This is a genomic window from Pseudarthrobacter sp. 10T415, from assembly GCF_056394175.1.
The window spans coordinates 364,485-380,197 of the sequence record NZ_JBFTHJ010000002.1 but is presented as its reverse complement, the minus strand read 5'-3'; the positions used below and the strand labels follow the sequence as shown (position 1 = coordinate 380,197).

Annotated in this window: 16 protein-coding genes and 1 tRNA gene; 12 read left to right on the top strand and 5 right to left on the bottom strand. The window is 67.3% G+C overall.

Features of this window, described 5'->3' with window-relative positions; translation table 11 throughout:
• The first annotated feature begins 13 nt into the window (after positions 1 to 13).
• From AC1DBN_RS04555 to AC1DBN_RS04535, 5 genes are all read left to right on the top strand, one after another.
• The gene (locus tag AC1DBN_RS04555; RefSeq protein WP_091721759.1) at positions 14 to 955 is read left to right on the top strand and encodes a hypothetical protein; all 942 of its coding nucleotides are present in this window, start codon (positions 14 to 16) and stop codon (positions 953 to 955) included.
• A 133-nt stretch (positions 956 to 1,088) separates the two neighbouring features.
• Positions 1,089 to 1,161: transfer RNA gene (locus AC1DBN_RS04550), tRNA-Ala, on the top strand.
• 170 nt (positions 1,162 to 1,331) lie between these two features.
• On the top strand, positions 1,332 to 1,994 hold the full coding sequence (pnuC, locus tag AC1DBN_RS04545; RefSeq protein WP_091721756.1) for a nicotinamide riboside transporter PnuC: 663 nt from the start codon (positions 1,332 to 1,334) through the stop codon (positions 1,992 to 1,994).
• Between the two features lie 2 nt (positions 1,995 to 1,996).
• Positions 1,997 to 3,103: an AAA family ATPase gene (locus tag AC1DBN_RS04540; protein WP_477722641.1), complete on the top strand. Its 1,107-nt coding sequence runs from the start codon at positions 1,997 to 1,999 to the stop codon at positions 3,101 to 3,103.
• Positions 3,100 to 3,855 (top strand): NUDIX hydrolase, encoded by a 756-nt coding sequence (locus AC1DBN_RS04535; protein WP_477722640.1) that lies wholly within the window; start codon positions 3,100 to 3,102, stop codon positions 3,853 to 3,855. Before AC1DBN_RS04540 ends, AC1DBN_RS04535 begins: the two co-directional genes overlap by 4 nt.
• A gap of 39 nt (positions 3,856 to 3,894) precedes the next feature.
• Here AC1DBN_RS04535 and corA read toward each other — a convergent pair whose 3' ends face one another.
• Positions 3,895 to 4,890 carry a magnesium/cobalt transporter CorA gene (corA, locus tag AC1DBN_RS04530; protein WP_045729655.1) on the bottom strand — a complete coding sequence of 332 codons (996 nt, stop codon included), beginning with the start codon at positions 4,888 to 4,890 and terminating at the stop codon, positions 3,895 to 3,897.
• Positions 4,891 to 4,900: 10 nt separating this feature from the next.
• Positions 4,901 to 5,386, bottom strand: a complete 486-nt coding sequence (locus AC1DBN_RS04525; RefSeq protein ID WP_091721748.1) for an Lrp/AsnC family transcriptional regulator — start codon at positions 5,384 to 5,386, stop codon at positions 4,901 to 4,903.
• Between the two features lie 169 nt (positions 5,387 to 5,555).
• On the opposite strand from AC1DBN_RS04525, the gene AC1DBN_RS04520 reads away from it, so the two are divergent.
• Positions 5,556 to 6,794, top strand: a complete 1,239-nt coding sequence (locus AC1DBN_RS04520; protein ID WP_477722639.1) for an MFS transporter — start codon at positions 5,556 to 5,558, stop codon at positions 6,792 to 6,794.
• A gap of 13 nt (positions 6,795 to 6,807) precedes the next feature.
• Here AC1DBN_RS04520 and AC1DBN_RS04515 read toward each other — a convergent pair whose 3' ends face one another.
• Positions 6,808 to 7,305 carry an Lrp/AsnC family transcriptional regulator gene (locus AC1DBN_RS04515; RefSeq protein WP_314214202.1) on the bottom strand — a complete coding sequence of 166 codons (498 nt, stop codon included), beginning with the start codon at positions 7,303 to 7,305 and terminating at the stop codon, positions 6,808 to 6,810.
• 155 nt (positions 7,306 to 7,460) lie between these two features.
• The gene (locus AC1DBN_RS04510) at positions 7,461 to 8,705 is read right to left on the bottom strand and encodes an MFS transporter (protein ID WP_477722638.1); all 1,245 of its coding nucleotides are present in this window, start codon (positions 8,703 to 8,705) and stop codon (positions 7,461 to 7,463) included.
• A 95-nt stretch (positions 8,706 to 8,800) separates the two neighbouring features.
• Here AC1DBN_RS04510 and AC1DBN_RS04505 point away from each other — a divergent pair, with 95 nt between their 5' ends.
• Entirely contained in the window at positions 8,801 to 9,778 is a 978-nt protein-coding gene (locus AC1DBN_RS04505; RefSeq protein ID WP_477722637.1) for a LysR family transcriptional regulator, read from the top strand.
• Between the two features lie 67 nt (positions 9,779 to 9,845).
• Positions 9,846 to 10,847, top strand: a complete 1,002-nt coding sequence (locus AC1DBN_RS04500) for an N-acetylglucosamine kinase (RefSeq protein ID WP_477722636.1) — start codon at positions 9,846 to 9,848, stop codon at positions 10,845 to 10,847.
• On the opposite strand, the gene AC1DBN_RS04495 is transcribed toward AC1DBN_RS04500, so the two are convergent.
• Positions 10,816 to 11,835: a pirin family protein gene (locus AC1DBN_RS04495; protein WP_477722635.1), complete on the bottom strand. Its 1,020-nt coding sequence runs from the start codon at positions 11,833 to 11,835 to the stop codon at positions 10,816 to 10,818. The genes AC1DBN_RS04500 and AC1DBN_RS04495 overlap by 32 nt on opposite strands.
• Positions 11,836 to 12,053: 218 nt before the next feature.
• Between AC1DBN_RS04495 and AC1DBN_RS04490 the strand changes: the two genes are divergently transcribed.
• From AC1DBN_RS04490 to AC1DBN_RS04475, 4 genes are read left to right on the top strand one after another with little or no spacing between them, the layout of a single operon-like run.
• Positions 12,054 to 13,154, top strand: coding sequence for an ABC transporter ATP-binding protein (locus AC1DBN_RS04490; protein WP_091721735.1), 1,101 nt, complete (start codon positions 12,054 to 12,056; stop codon positions 13,152 to 13,154).
• A complete protein-coding gene (locus AC1DBN_RS04485; RefSeq protein ID WP_477722634.1) occupies positions 13,154 to 13,885 on the top strand; it encodes an ABC transporter permease in 732 nt (243 codons plus the stop codon). The genes AC1DBN_RS04490 and AC1DBN_RS04485 overlap by 1 nt, the downstream gene beginning before the upstream one ends.
• On the top strand, positions 13,882 to 14,628 hold the full coding sequence (locus AC1DBN_RS04480; RefSeq protein WP_091721729.1) for an ABC transporter permease: 747 nt from the start codon (positions 13,882 to 13,884) through the stop codon (positions 14,626 to 14,628). Before AC1DBN_RS04485 ends, AC1DBN_RS04480 begins: the two co-directional genes overlap by 4 nt.
• Positions 14,625 to 15,587, top strand: a complete 963-nt coding sequence (locus AC1DBN_RS04475) for an ABC transporter substrate-binding protein (protein ID WP_091721726.1) — start codon at positions 14,625 to 14,627, stop codon at positions 15,585 to 15,587. The genes AC1DBN_RS04480 and AC1DBN_RS04475 overlap by 4 nt, the downstream gene beginning before the upstream one ends.
• Positions 15,588 to 15,713: the final 126 nt, after the last annotated feature.

Genomic DNA, 15,713 nt, shown 5'->3' with positions numbered 1-15,713 from the left:
CCTTAGCAGCTCTGTGATCCTTGTGGTTGCTGTCGTGCTCTGGATCGTGTGGGTTGCCCCTTACGTCCTCCGGAACCGCAGGCACCAGTTCCAGCCCGCCGGCGATTTCACGGCGGACACACCCGCAGAGGAGAAACCGGAACGGCCGCAAGGCATGGTTCTGAACGTCGCCGCCAAGCAGGAGAAAACGATGGATACGAGGAAGAGCGCCGCACCCGCTGCCAAGCCCGCGGCCGCTGCCGGGGCCACCGGCGCAGCCAATGGGCGGCTGCGCATCCACTACGGGCGCACATCCATTGCACTCGTCGGGTTGCTCTCGCTCATCACGGCGTTCGTCTCCGGCGTCCTGCTCCCCTTCGGCCTCGGTTCCGCGGTCCTGCCGCTGTCCTGCGTGGCGCTCACGGCGGCGTGCGTCGTTCTTCTCCGCACCCTCGCTGTCCGGAGCCGCAAGGAAAAGGTCAACGCAGCGTTCCGCTCAGCCATGAGCGCCCCGTCCAGGACAGCTGTCCCCGTTGACCGGATTCCGCCTAAGCCGGAAACCGCACCGGTGCCTCCCCGGCCGGACAGCCCGCTTTTCGACGCCGAGGCCCACAAACCCCAGGCCAAGCCGCTGACCGCCGTCGAGCTGCGTGAAGCAGCCATTGCCGTAGCCGTGGCCGCGGGCGATACCAGCGCGGCAGCCCCGGCGTCGGACGTTCCCTCCAGCACGCCCTGGGAGCCTGTTGAGGTCCCCAAGCCTGTTTACGTGGAGGCTGCCAAGGCCGAGCGGCCGGAGCCCAAGCCGCTTGAGCTTCCCGAGGCGCCGAAAGCCGTCGGCAAGCCGTCGCTGAAGCAGGGCGCGGCCGGAAACACGGCGGGAGCGGCCGGCGCTGCACCTGCTGACGCCCAGCAGCTCACCAAGGCGCAGAGCGCGCTCAGCAACCTCGACGACGTCCTGCAGCGCCGCAGGGCTTAGTCCCCACAGGGACCCGACGACGCCCGCCAGCGCGGGCCTTCACGGTGCCGGGAACGTCGGTTGGCATTGGGACAGGAAAAATGTGTAGCCTAGGGTCACCGGTTCAGATCCCGCCAAAAGGTCGCACCGTTCCGGGGCTATAGCTCAGTTGGTAGAGCGCTTCGTTCGCATCGAAGAGGTCAGGAGTTCGAATCTCCTTAGCTCCACAGTTTTCGTTTCATCAAAGGCCATCCCTCCGGGATGGCCTTTGTCGTTTCCAGGCAACATCGGGCACAGCGGGGAAAGTGCGCCGCCGTTCTTCGGACCAGAGTTGTCAGTTTGATAATTACCCGCTAGGTTGTAATTATCGGATTGATAATTAGGAAAGGAAGTGGCGATGACGGCCCTACTCGACTGGATGAACTCCACCGCAGTGCCAGATCTCCTCGGCTCTCCCGTGAGCTGGATCGAGGTCATCGGCTTCGTCACCGGCGCCGCGTGCGTCTACGGCGTCGCGAAGCAGAAGCTGTGGAACTGGCCGGTGGGAATTCTGAACAACGTTGCGTTCATCATTCTCTTCCTGGGTGCCGGCCTCTACGGCGAAACGGTCCTTCAGGTCATCTTCGCTGCAGTGGCCGTTTATGGCTGGTTCAATTGGGTCCGCGGCAGCTCCGCCACCGAGGCCAGCAATGATCTGCCCATCCGGGACGCCACCGGCAAGGAAGTCCTCCTCGGCACCGGTGCCACCCTGGCCGGCACTGTTGCCGTGGCCATGATCCTGACCCACGGCACCGACTCCCAGGTGCCATGGCCGGATGCCTTTGTCCTGACAGCTTCCCTGGTGGCGACCTACTGGCAGGCGAAGAAAATCTTCCAGCACTGGTACGCCTGGATCCTCATCGATGTGGTCTCCATTCCGCTGTACTTCAGCCGGGGGCTGGCCCTGACAGCCATCCTCTACATCGGATTCCTCGCCCTCTGCATTTACGGGCTCATCGGCTGGAAGCGCACCCGGGCCGCTGCGAATACCACCCTGATCACCGTCCCGGCAGGAGCCTGAGAATGTTCACCCAGTCAATGGTCATCGGCAAGTTCTACCCTCCCCACGCCGGCCACGCCCATCTCATTGCCACGGCCGCCTCACAGTCCGAAAGTGTCGCGGTCCTTGTCCTCGGCACGCGCTTTGAGTCCGTCACCGTCGCCGACCGCGCCAAATGGCTGGCCGCCGAATTCGAAGACACCAACGTGCAGGTCATCGCCATGCCGAACGACTGCCCCGAGGACTACCACTCAGACGCCATCTGGAAAGCCCAGAACGAGCTCATGCGCCTGGCCCTGAAGTGCCACGGAATCACCGCCGTCGACGCCGTCTTCAGCTCCGAGGCCTACGGCGCCCGGCTGGCGGGCTACTTCGGCGCCGACCACGTGCTGGTCGACCAGTCCCGCACCACCTACCCGATCAGCGGCACCATCTGCCGCGACGACCCCGGCGCGGCCTGGCCGTATGTGATAGCCCCGGCACGGCAGGAGCTGGCCACCAGGATCATCATTGTCGGCGCGGAATCCACCGGCACCACCACCCTCACACGGGCCCTGATGGACCACTATCGGGCCCGGTTCCCGCTGATCGCCGACGTGCCCGAATACGGCCGCGCCTACACCTACGAAAAGTTCGACGCCCTGCGGGCCTGGAAGCCGGACGCGGAACTGGCCGACATGGTGCGGACCGCGCGGGACTTCAGCGTTATCGGTGCCCGGCAAAACCAGCTGGAGAACACGGCAGCCGATACCTGCCCGCTGGTCATCGCCGACACCGACGCCTTGGCCACCACCTTGTGGGAACGGTATTACCTGGGGGAGCGCAGCTACGGTTCCTATCACGCCATGGATACCCTGCCGCGCCGTGATCTGTACCTGGTCACCGACGATGCAGGCGTGCCGTTCGAAGACGACGGCTGGCGGGAAGGCGAGCACCGCCGTGCCGATATAACCGAATGGTTCAAGGAGACCCTGACCGCGGAAGGACACTCCTGGATCCTGGTCACCGGCAGCCACGAACGGCGCATGAAAACCGCCACCGACGTCATCGACCTGGTCCTGGCCCAGCGGAACGGCTTCACCACCCCGCCCTGGGCCACCCGCACCGTCCTGGAAGGTGCGCCGGCATGAATGACTCCAACGCCGAGCGGGACTATCTCGAGTCCTACCGGCCCGGTGACTACCCCTCCGTCGCCCTGACCGCAGACCTTGTGGTCTTCGCCGTCAACGGCGGCGTCCTCCACGCCGCCCTGGTCCGCCGCGGCTCCCACCCCTTCAGGGGCCGGCTGGCACTGCCGGGGGGATTCGTCGGACCCCGGGAATCAGCGGAGGCAGCCGCCGGCCGCGAGCTCTCCGAGGAAACCGGGCTGGACCTGGGAACACTGCCGGTCCACCTCGAGCAGCTGGCTACGTACAGCGACCCCGGGCGCGACCCCCGGATGCGGGTGGTTTCCGTTGCCCACCTGGTCCTGCTGGCGACGGACGGCGCAACCCTTCCCGCCGTCTCGGCCGGGACCGATGCCGCCGGTGCCGACTGGTATCCGGTCCACGACATGTCCGCCGGCGGCGCCGGCGGATCCTTGGCTTTCGACCATTCGCAGATCCTTGCGGAGGGCCTGCAGCGGCTCGCAGGCAAGATGGAATACACCACCGTCGCGGCCAGGCTCCTCCCCGAAGAGTTCACGCTCACCCAGCTGCGCACCGTTTACGAGGCAGTGTGGAACGCTCCGCTGGCGGCAGGAAACTTCACCCGCAAGATGACACCACACCTCGAGGACACCGGAAGGAAGGCCCGCGCCTCAACCGGCGGAGCGCCCGCTGCGCTGTTTACGGCAACCGACCGGTATGTCCATCCGCCGCTGTCACGGCCCAGGCAGGAGTGACGCCCGCGTCCTGCCGGAGGCTCTTCAGGCACCGCCTGGCTACAGCCAGCCCTTGCGTTTGAAGATTCCGTACATGAGTCCCGCAGCGGCCACCATCAGGACCAGCGCCATGGGGTAGCCGAAACCCCAATGGAGTTCGGGCATATGGTCAAAGTTCATGCCGTAGACGCCTGCCACGAAGGACGGCGCGAACAGTATTGCTGCCCAGGACGAAATCTTCTTCACCTGTTCGTTCTGTTCGGCGCTTGCCTCGTTCTGCCGGTTGGCGGTGAGGGTCCCGTCCAGGGTCAGGGCGTTCTGCAACAGGTCCCGGAAGGAATCGGCCCGTGAGATGACACGCTCGGCGTGGTCCTCCACGTCCCGCAGGCTGTGCTGGAGTTCGGTTTCCACTCCGTACTTCGCAAACCCCCGCTTGAGCTGGTGCATCATGTCCGGCAACGGGTGGATGGCGCGCTGGAACTGGATGACCTCACGGGCCAGTTCGTAGATCCGGCGCGAAACGCTGCTATCGCCGCTGAACAGCTGGTCCTCGATCTCATCGATGTCGTTTTCCAGCCCGGCCACCACGGGGGCATAGTCGTCCACCACACGGTCCAGCAAGGCATAAAGCACGGCTTCGGGCCCATGCCGCAGGAGTTCGGGACGGGCTTCGAGCCGCTGCCGAACCCTGGCCACGCCGGCCATCTCCGCGTGCCGGACGGTCACCACGAAGTTCTTTCCGGTGAAGATGTGGAGTTCGCCGAACTCCACGGTCTCGCTTGCATCGAGGTAGCGCGCGGGCCGCAGGACGGTGAAAAGGTTGTCGTCGTAGCGTTCCATCTTGGGGCGCTGGTGTGCCGAGATAGCGTCCTCGACAGCCAGTTCGTGGAGGCCGAACTCGGCAGCTACGGCAGCCATCTCCTCGGCGGTGGGCCTGTACAGGCCGATCCACGCCATGCCGCCGTGCCGGGCCAGGGTTTCGAACGTCTGCTCAAGGCTTTCCGGCTCCGCATGGCGGGCGCCGTCCACGTACACGGCGTTATCGATGATGGTCATTCAGGAAATCCTAGCGGCCGGCGGATGCCGAATTGCTCAGGCCACTGATGAGTGGTTCGGTCCGGTACGGGATGTGGGTGTGCAGGGCCAACACCGTTTCGGTACGGATGACGCCCTTGATCCGCAGCACCTGGCGCAGCGATGACTGGAGGTTGTGGGTATCCGTTGCCACCACCCGGCACCAGACATCGCCGCGCCCGGAAATTTCGTGGACCTCCAGCACCTGGGGAATCAGCCTCAGGGCTCCCACAACGCCGTCCAGTTCCCGGTGTGACACTTCGATGGTCACGAAGGCCACCACGTCGTAGCCCACGGCCTCCAGGTCCACTTCCCGTCCGCCGGGCCGGAGGACGCCGGTCCTGATCAGGCGCCGTACCCGCGTCTGCGCGGTGTTCCGGGCAATACCCACGGCATCGCTGAGTTCCCCTACCTGGATCCGGGGGTCCCGGATGAGGGCCAGCAGGATCTTCAGGTCGGTGGCATCCAGATTGTTCAAATGCTCATTCTCCGTCACTCGCTCGCGGCATCTTTGATGATTGTGCTCAATTCTTGCACTTGTTTCGGATCAAAGGGGCAGCAGTGCCGCACTCTGGAGTCACACCTGTATTTCCCCTGCGCGGCACCCCACAAGGGCCACCCGCGCGGCCAACCCCGGAGGCGGCACCATGACGGTCTTCAGTGAACTGCGGATGCGCCCCGCCACGGCGTCCGGCTGGAACGCCTCTAACACTGCCCGGCTGGTGATCTCCGGCGCGGTGATCTTCGCCCTGCTGGTGGGGGCCAACCTCGCCACCCCGCTGTATCCGCTGCTGCAGGCATCGCTGGGACTTTCCGCGCTGGACGTCACGGCGGCATTCGCCAGCTACGTCCTGGCCCTGGTGGCCACCCTGATGCTGGCCGGGCACTGGTCGGACCACATCGGCCGCAGGGCCGCGCTGCTCCTGGCTGTGCTGGGCGGCCTCGCCGGCAACCTTGTCTTTGCCGAGGCCCACACCCTGGCAGGGCTGTGCGCGGGCCGGGCCCTGCAGGGGATCGCTGTTGCGCTGGCAACGGGCGCCAGCGCGGCCGCCCTGCGCGAGCTGCTGCCCTCCCGCCCGGAGTGGGCGTCGCGCTTCACGCTGCTGGCTTCCTCCGGGGGAGTCGCTGCTGGCCCGGCCATCGGCGGCCTGCTGTCCCTGCTGCCGGGAGCCACCACGGCACCCTACGGCGTGCATTCTGTGGTCCTCGCCGGCCTGCTGGTCCCGCTCTTCCTTATCCGCGCACGCCCGGCCATTGCGGTTCCGGCCGTGTCGCGGCCGCTCCAGGCCCTTGCCCCGCGCCGCCCGGCGGTGTCCCGGAATGCGCGGGGAGCTTTCTGGCTTGCTTCCGGCGTTGGGTTCCTGAGTTTCGCCGTGTTCGGGTTTTCCCTTTCCCTGGCGCCCGGGTACTTTGCACGGGTCCTGGAGACTGATTCCCGGCCACTGATAGGTGTCCTTGCCGGTTTGCCGCTGGCGGCCTCGGCCTTCAGCCAGCTGCTCACCGTGCGGGGCCGGTTTGTTGTTCCGGCGGGCCTTGCCGTCCTGGGGGTATCGGTGGTCCTGCTGGGGACTGCCGGGGCCATGCACAGCCCGCCGCTGCTGGTGGCCGCCTGCGTGGCAGCTGGGATGGGGCAGGGGCTGGCTTTCCGCACGGTCTTCAATGACGTTGCGGGCAAGGTGGAGCCCGCCCGCCATGCCCAGGTGATCAGCACGGTTTACGTCATCACGTACCTGGGCAGCGCCGTCCCGGTACTGGGCCTGGGGTGGGCGTCGGGCATGGTGGGACAGCCTGCGGCGGTGCTCGGCTTCGTTGTGGTGTGCGGCGCAGCTGCGCTGGTCCTGGCCGGCCTTACGCTGGCACGGGCGTTGCGCGGCCGGCACGCCTGACGGCAGTAATCCGTCAGTCGGGCAGCGGCCCGTGGTTGCCCTGGATGTGCTCAAAAACCAGTGTGGTTTCGGTATGGCCCACCACGGGGTCCGTGGCCAGGTTGTCGAGCACCCAGTCACGGAGGTCCTCGGTGCTGCCGACGGCGATGTGCAGCAGGTAATCCACGGAACCTGAGGTGTGGAAGGTGGACAGTACCGCCGGCAGGTGAGGGACCCGTGCGGTAAAGCGGTCGATCTGGTCGCGGTCGTGGGCGCGCAACCGGACAGCCACCAGTGCCTGCACGGACCTGCCGATGGCCGAAAGGCTCAGCTTTGCTTCATAGCCCTTGACTATTCCGCGTTCGGAGAGTGCCCGGGTGCGCATCAGGGCTGTGGACGGCGCGATGCCCACCAGTTCGGCGAGCTGCTTGTTCGAGATCCGCGCATCGGCCACCAGCGCGGCAAGGAGGCGCTCGTCGATGGCATCCAGTGGTTCCAAATGCGCTCCGGGCCTGGGGTGCCGGGGATTCATGCTCACTGCGGGTTCCTTCCAACGGTCCTGCATTCATCCTAGACCGCCGGAACCGCCCTCCCGGGCCCTGCAGCGCCGCTCACACCGAATTTCTGCGGTCCCATCAGTTCCTGCGAAGGACTTAATTCGTTGCGCAGGTAGTCACGGGGGCGCGTTCAGGCCGCCGCGGGCTCGCGCGAGGGATGGACGACGGCGACAATCGCCCCCGTGAGGCAGGCCAGCAGCATGACGGCTGCTGCCAGGGCGTTCCAGCCCAGGGATTGGAACAGCAGCCCGCCCGCCCAGCCGAGCACGCTGGAGCCCAGGTAGTAGGCCAGGTTGTACAGCGATGCCGCCTGGGCCCGGCCGGACGTGGCAATGGCTCCCGTCCACCCGGCCCCGATGCTGTGGGCGGCAAAGAAGCCGCCGGTGAAGACCACCAGGCCGGCGAGGATCAGTGCCAGGGACTGCGTCAGTGTCAGGGCAAGCCCGCCGACGGACAGCGCCAGGCCGGCCAGGAGGACGGACCGGCGGCCGAAGCGCATGGTCAGGCCGGCAGCCCAGCGGGAGGTGACGGTCCCGGACAAGTAGGCAAGGAAAATGAGGCTGATCAGGGTCGCGGGCAGGGTGAACGGCTCGCCGGACAGCCGGAACCCCAGGTAGTTGTAGACAGCCACGAAGCCGCCCATCATGAGGAAGGCCTGGAGGTAGAGCGCCAGCAGGCGGCCATGGCGCACATGCCCGGCAAGCGTCCTGAAAGCCCCGCGCAGGCCGGTGCCCCCGGATGCCACGAAACCCCGCGCCTTGGGGACCAGCAGCAGGAAGGCAACAGCTGCCAGCGTGGCCAGGACGGACACCGCCAGGGCAGCTGCGCGCCAGCCCCACAGTTCCCCGGCCGGTCCGGCCACCAGCCTCCCGGCCAGGCCGCCAAGGGTGGTGCCTGCCACGTAGCTGCCGGCAGCGACGGCGGCGTGCACCTTTGTCACTTCTTCGTTCAGGTACGCGATGGCAATGGCCGGGATTCCGCCCAGCGCCATCCCTTCCAGCAGGCGCAGGGCCAGCAGGAGCTGGAAACTGCCGGCCAAGGGAACCATGAGGCCCAGGACGGTGGCCATGCTGATTCCCCACGTCATGGCACGGACCCTGCCGATCCTGTCGGCGAGGAAAGACCAGGGGATGACAGTCGCGGCAAGTCCCACGGTGGCCAGCGAGATGGTCAGTGCGGCTTCGGCTGCGCTGATCTGCAGGTCGGAGGCAAGCAGGGGCAGCACCGCCTGCGTGGAGTAGAGCTGGGCGAAGGTGGCAACACCTGCAAAGGACAGGCCGGCGAGGATCCTCGCGTAGGCGGCGGATCCCTTCGCATGCCCGGTCCAGCGCGGCGGCGAGGCGTGGGTGCCTGCAAGGCTGGTGTCTGGTGGCATGGGGTAAGCGTAGTCCCGGGCCAACAGATGCTTCCAATGCATAGTTCGTGTCAGACTCATAGCCATCACGGATGGTTTGAGTGAGGAAAGGGCTGATGGAACCGGACCGGAAACAACTCGTTCAGCTGCTTCCGCTGCTCCCCGTGCTGTCCGAGCTGGGCCGCACGGAGCACATCACCGGGACAGCGGAAGTCCTGGGAGTACCCCAGTCCACGGTGAGCCGCGCCATCGCCCGGGCGAGCGCCGTCGTCGGAACCGAACTCCTGGTCCGCGACGGAAGGGGAGTCCGCCTGACCCCCGCCGCGCGGACCCTCCTGCCCTACATCGAAAACGCCCTGGAGGAGTTCCGGGCGGGCCTGGACGTGGTGCGCAATGAATCGGATGTGGCTCGGGGAAGGATCGCGGTGTCGTTCCAGCACACCTTCGGCGAAGGGACACTGCCCCTGCTCATCAGCGCCTTCCGCAGCAGGCACCCTGGAGCGGCCTTTACGCTGAGCCAGGGTGCCCGGAACGCCTGCCTCGAAGAGCTGGCATCCGGCGAGTCAGACCTCGCCCTCACCGCCCCGGCAGCACCTGCCGGCCGCCACCTGGAATCGGCGCCGCTCTACCGGGAGCCGCTGCGCCTCGTGGTGCACCATGCCCACCGCCTCGCGGGAAGGCCGACGGCGGACCTTGCCGACATCAGGACGGAACCATTCGTGGCCCTCGGCGCCGGATACGGGCTGCGGTCCCTGACTGACGCGCTGTTCAAAGAGGCCGGCTACCGGCCCCGGATAGCCTTCGAAAGCCAGGATTCCCACACGGTCCGAGGGCTCGTCTCGGCCGGGCTCGGTGTCAGCATCCTGCCGCCAGGCGGTGACGCACCCGGCAGCACGGTGAGCCCCGAAACCGGCAACCTCGGGTGGGTGGAGGTGCCACTAAGCTCGGCGCTCGCCGTTCGCGAAGTGGGCCTGTCCTGGCGCCGGGCCAAGGCCGGCGCCGAACCTGCGTCCGTGCGCCTGTTCCGGGAGATGGTGGTGACCGAAGGTCCCCGGCTGCTGGCCGGCCTGGTCAGGCACCGCACGGAGCACTGACACCGGCAGTGACATTCCGGCATGCCGCAGCAGCCCCGCTGGCCGCTCCGGACAGTAGTCTTGTGACGTGCAAAACAGCGAACAACCCCCTGCCGTTCCCCTCCAGAACTCCGCTGCGCCCGGCGCCGGCCCATTGGCCGGCATCATCATCGGCCTCGACATCGGCGGCACCAAGACCCGCGGAATCCGGTTCGAAGACGGGATTCCGGCGGCTGACGAGTCAGTGGGAAGCTCCAACGTCCAGAACGTCAGCCGCGACGAGGCCGCACGCAACATTGCCGAGCTGTTCGCACGGATCGGTGAGGGGCCCGTGTCCCGCGTCTACGCCGGATCCGGCGGCATCGATACCGCCGAGGACGCCGAAGCCCTCGCCGCCCTGATCCGGCCGCACGTTCCCGGCGCCGTGGTCACGGTGGTGCACGACTCCCGCCTGCTGCTGGCAGCCGGACGCGCCCGTACCGGCGTGGCTGTCATCGCCGGCACCGGCTCGGCGGCTTGGGGAAAGAACGCCGACGGCGACGAGGCCCGGGCCGGAGGGTGGGGTTACTTGCTCGGTGACGAAGGCAGCGGATACTGGCTGGGCCGGGAAGCGGTCCGCCACAGCCTCCGCAGGATGGACCAGGGACTGGCTGTCGATCCACTCACGGCAGCGCTGCTGGAGTCATGCGGAGTGGACCACCCCAACCGGCTCATTGCCCTGTTCCACTCACCGGACACCGGCCGCAGGTTCTGGGCCCAGCAGGCACGGCACGTTGTTGAGGCAGCCGCCCGTGGGCACCAGGAAAGCCGGGACATGCTCGACCAGGCCGGCAAGGACCTTGCAGGCCTGGCCCTCCAGGTCCTGCGCCAGCTGGGAATCAACGGTCCGGTCATCCTCGGAAGCGGCCTGGGCATGAACGTGGTTCCCCTCCAGGAGGCTTTCCGGCGCCACCTTGCTGAGGGCGGCGCGGCCGACGTCAGGGTGCTGGACCAGGAACCCGTCTTCGGGGTGCTCCAACTGGTGGCCGAGCCCGCCTGCCGGGCAGGGCGGCCCGGCGTCAGTCCCGGACGGTCCGCTTGCGGGGTGTGAGCCGGACGCCTGGAAGCGGCGGGGCCGGTATCCGTCCGGCTTCAGCGCCGGCGTCCGGGCCATGGCCGGGAACCAGCCCGTAGCGTGCGGCTGCCGCCTCGGCCCCGCCCAGGCCCGCCTGCGCTTCCCAGTCCCCGCGGGCCTGCTCCACCTCATCATGGGTGCGGCCCACGAAGTTCCACCACATCAGCAGTTCCTCCCGGAAAGGCTCCCCGCCGATGAGCAGGAACCTGGTGCCGGGATCTGCCTGCAGCCGAAGCTCCTTTCGGCCCGTCCCCAGGTACCCGAGCGGCCCCGGCGGAAGCTCCTGCCCATCCAGGCGCAGCCCGCCGTCGAGCACCAGGATGCCGTGTTCAAATTCCGGATCCAGCGGCAGGACGGCATCGCCGTCGCAGGAGACGTCAGCCCCAACAATGGGTGAGAACATCGTGGCAGGCGAGGCCACGCCGTCGAACGTTCCCACCATGACGGTGGCGGTGAAACCGGCACCGGTGGCCCGCGGCAACTCCCGGTGCTGTTCAAACGCCGGCGCGCAGTGCCGGTCGGCGTCAGGAAGCGCCACCCACAACTGGAGGCCGCGCTGCACAGGCAGGACGCCGTCCTGCGGCAGGACCGCGAACTCCGAGTGGGAGACGCCGTGGCCCGCCGTCATGATGTTCAGTTCACCGGGCCGCACCACCACGTCGCTGCCCACGCTGTCGCGGTGCCGGATGTTCCCGGCGAGCGGCCAGGTCACCGTTTGCAGCCCGATGTGCGGGTGCGGCAGGACGGACATCGCCGTCCGGTCCGGGCCGAAGCTGTCCAGGAAGCACCATGCGCCGATGGTGGGCAGGCCGCGTTGGGGGAGGGTCCGCCGGACGTTCATGGCGCGCACCCCGCCGAGCGGCACTTCGCGTTCAGGCCACAGCTGCAGGCACGGGCCGGACGGACCCTCTGCGGCGGCCGGGGGACAGACTTCCTGCTGCGGCGATACTTCCAAGTTGGTCACCCTCCCACTTTAGGGCCGTGGCGTGCTGCAGTGCGGCAGCGGTGTCCCATCCGAACCGTACCCGGCTGCGAATGGTCACAGTAGGGATTCCTTTGTCCGGATCCGTGCCGCAAACTGCTGTGCGCCGGGCCGGCTTGGGCTACCGTAACTATCAGCGTGCCGATGACCATGTCACGTCGCTTTCAGTGGCATCCGAGCAGAACAGGTAAGTCCGCACCATGGACACATCGATGATCGAATTCCAGAACGTGACCAAGGAGTACCAGGGCGGACAGGCTGCCGTGGACGGCTTGACCATGTCCATCCGCAAAGGCTCCATCACGGTCTTCGTGGGACCATCCGGCTGCGGAAAGACCACGTCGCTGCGCATGATCAACCGGATGGTGGAGCCCACCTCCGGAGTGATCACGGTGGACGGCAAGGACGTCACTTCGGCGCCTGCCGCCGAACTGCGGCGTTCCATGGGCTATGTCATGCAGTCCGCGGGGTTGCTGCCGCACCGTTCGGTGCTGGACAACATCGCCACCGTTCCGCGGCTGAACGGCGTCTCGAAGGCCGACGCCCGCAAGCGCGCCGAAGAACTTCTCGACGTCGTGGGCCTGGCCCGGCCCCTCGGGAAGAGGTACCCCGCCCAGCTGTCCGGCGGCCAGCAGCAGCGTGTGGGGGTGGCGCGCGCCCTGGCGGCCGACCCGCCGGTCCTGCTCATGGACGAACCGTTCAGCGCCGTGGACCCCGTGGTCCGGGAAGAGCTGCAGCAGGAACTCCTCCGCCTCCAGAAGGACCTGGCCAAGACCATCGTCTTCGTCACCCACGACATCGACGAGGCCACAGTGCTGGGGGACATGGTTGCCGTCTTCGCTGTCGGCGGGAAACTGGCGCAGTACGCCACACCGGAGGAGATCCTCCGGGCACCGGCCAACGACTTCGTCGCCTCCTTCGTGGGCAGGGACCGCGGGTTCCGCCACCTCGGGTTCACCCCGTCCGACGGCGTCACCCTCCATCCGGTGCCCACGATCATCCGGGGGGCGGCCGGCAACGAGTCCGATCCCGGGGCCGCCGGCGGCTGGCAGCTGGTGGTGGACGCGGACATGCACCCCCTCGGTTGGGCGGTGCCCGGCAACGACACCGGCCTCATTCCCGGCGGGTCGCTGTTCCGGCCGGGGGAGAGCCTGCGCCGTGCCCTGGACTCGGCCCTGTCCTCGCCGTCGGGCCTGGGCGTGGCCGTGGACGCCGCCGGCAAGGTGCTCGGTGCCGTCCGGGGCGGTGAAGTCCTGGCCCTGATCGAAGAGGCCCGCCAGGTCAGGCAGGCAGCGCTCTGATGGAATGGTTCCTGTCGAACAGCGGCATGGTCTTCGAAAGGGCGGGACAACACCTGGTCCTCGCCCTTGTGCCCATGGTGCTGGGGCTGGTGCTGTCCATCCCGCTGGCGCAGCTCGCGCGCAGGAACGGGGCACTGCGGTCCGTGGTGCTGACGTCCAGCTCCCTGCTGTACACCATTCCGTCGCTGGCACTCTTCATCATCCTCCCCACCATCCTGGGCACCCGCGTCCTGGACCCCCTGAATGTGGTGGTTGCCCTGACCATCTACGCGGTGGCACTGCTCGTGCGGGCCGCGCTGGACGCCTTCGATTCCGTTGACCAGGAAGTGAGCCAGGCCGCCGTCGCCATGGGATACCGGCCGCTCGCGAGGTTCCTCCAGGTGGACCTGCCGCTGTCCCTGCCCGTCATGTTTGCCGGCTTGCGCGTGGTGTCCGTCAGCAACATCTCGCTGGTCAGCGTTGCAGCGCTGCTGGGCATCGGAAACCTGGGCATGCTTTTCACTTCCGGCCTGCAACGTGACTTCGTTACCGAGATCGTGGTGGGCATCGTCGCCATCCTGGTGCTGGCGCTGCTGATGGATGCCGTCCTGGTTCTTCTTGAAAGAATCCTCACACCCTGGGTACGGGCCGGAAGGCACTCCCGGCCGGGACTGGACGCGGATGCTGCCGATGAACCGGCCGATGCCGCGCGGCGCCTGTCCCAGCCGCAGGCCGGAGGGGGCAACGCATGAGCAACGTCTTCACCGATACCTTCGCCTGGCTCGCGGACCCCCTGCACTGGTCCGGAAGCATGGGGATCCCCGTCCGGCTGGCCGAGCACCTGCAGTACACAGGGCTGGTGATGCTGATCGCCACGGCCATTGCCGTCCCCATCGGCCTGTTCGTGGGCCACACCGGAAAAGGGCGGGTGGCGGTGGTGGCCCTGGCGGGCGCGCTGAGGGCCCTGCCCACGCTGGGCCTCCTGACGCTGTTCGTGCTGCTCGCCGGCATCGGCCTCATGCCGCCGGTCTGGGCACTGGTGATCCTTACCGTTCCGCCACTCCTGGCCGGAACCTATGCCGGAATCTCCAGCGTGGACCGCAACGTCGTGGATGCCGCCCGCGCCATGGGCATGACGGAACTGCAGGTCCTGTTCCGGGCCGAGCTCCCGAACGCCCTGACCGTCATGTTCGGAGGGTTCCGCACGGGCGTGCTGCAGGTGGTGGCCACCGTCTCCGTGGTTGCCTACATCAACCTGGGCGGCCTGGGACGGTACCTCTTCGACGGACTGGTCCTCAGCGACTTCCCCCAGATGCTGGGAGGCTCGCTGCTCATCGCGGCGCTGGCCATCGCCGTCGACCTTGTCCTCGCCCTGTTCCAAAGGCTCTTCCTCACCACCGGGGCCTCACACAAGCCACGCCGCAGCCAGCAGGCCGCGGCAGATCGTACAGACCCCGTCCCTGCGGAGACTGTCCTACAAGGAGGTAAGTCATGAAAGAAAACCGTCCACTCAACCTGGGCCGGAGGAGCTTCGGCGGCCTCGCGGCGGGGCTTGGCCTTGCCGTTGTGCTGTCCGGCTGCGGCGGATCCTCCGACCCGCTCAGCAACGCCCCGTCCAGCAACGCCGGGTCCTCCGGCGGTGCGACGTCCCTGACGGTGGGCTCGGCCGACTTCCCCGAGAGCCAGATCATCGCGGAACTGTACGCCGGGGCGCTCAACGCTGCCGGCGTGACCGCCACCACCAAACCCAACATCGGTTCACGCGAGGTCTACTTCAAGGCCGTCCAGGACGGTTCCGTTGACGTGGTTCCGGACTACACCGGCAACCTGCTGCTGTACGTGGACAAGGCAGCCACACAGGTCTCCGCCGACGACATCTACAAGGCCCTGCCGGACAAGCTGGCCGACGGCCTCGCCGTAGCCGACGCGTCCAAGGCTGAGGACAAGGACGCCATGGTGGTCACCAAGGCCACCGCCGAGAAGTACCAGCTCAAGTCCATCGAGGACCTCGCCAAGGTCTGCAGCGAGATTGTGGTGGGTGCGCCGGCAACGTTCGCAGAACGCGCCTACGGGCTGCCCGGGCTTAAGAAGAACTACAACTGCGAGCCCAAGAAGCTGGAACCCTTCAGCGACGGCGGCGGCCCCGTGACCCTGAAGGCGCTCCTCGAAGACCAGGTCCAGGTGGCGGATATCTACACCACCACCCCGTCCATCGCGGACAACGACCTGGTGGTGCTGGAGGATCCGAAGAACAACTTCATCGCCCAGCAGGTAGTGCCGCTGTACAACGAAAAGAACATGACGGACAAGGCCAAGGAAGCGTTGAACTCTGTCTCCCGCATCCTGACCACCGATGACCTCATCAACCTCAACCGCGCAGTCAGCGGCAGCCAGAAGCAAAACGCCAAGGACGCTGCGGCCGCCTGGCTGAAGGACAAGGGCATCGTCAAGTAGTCCCGCGCCCCTCGGGGCTAGATTTGCCATGACGACGGCGGCTGCCGGACTTCCAAAGTCCGGCAGCCGCCGTCGTCCGTATGTGGGCGAGGTCTCAGCGGCTGTCCATCCTTCCTGTGGCATATT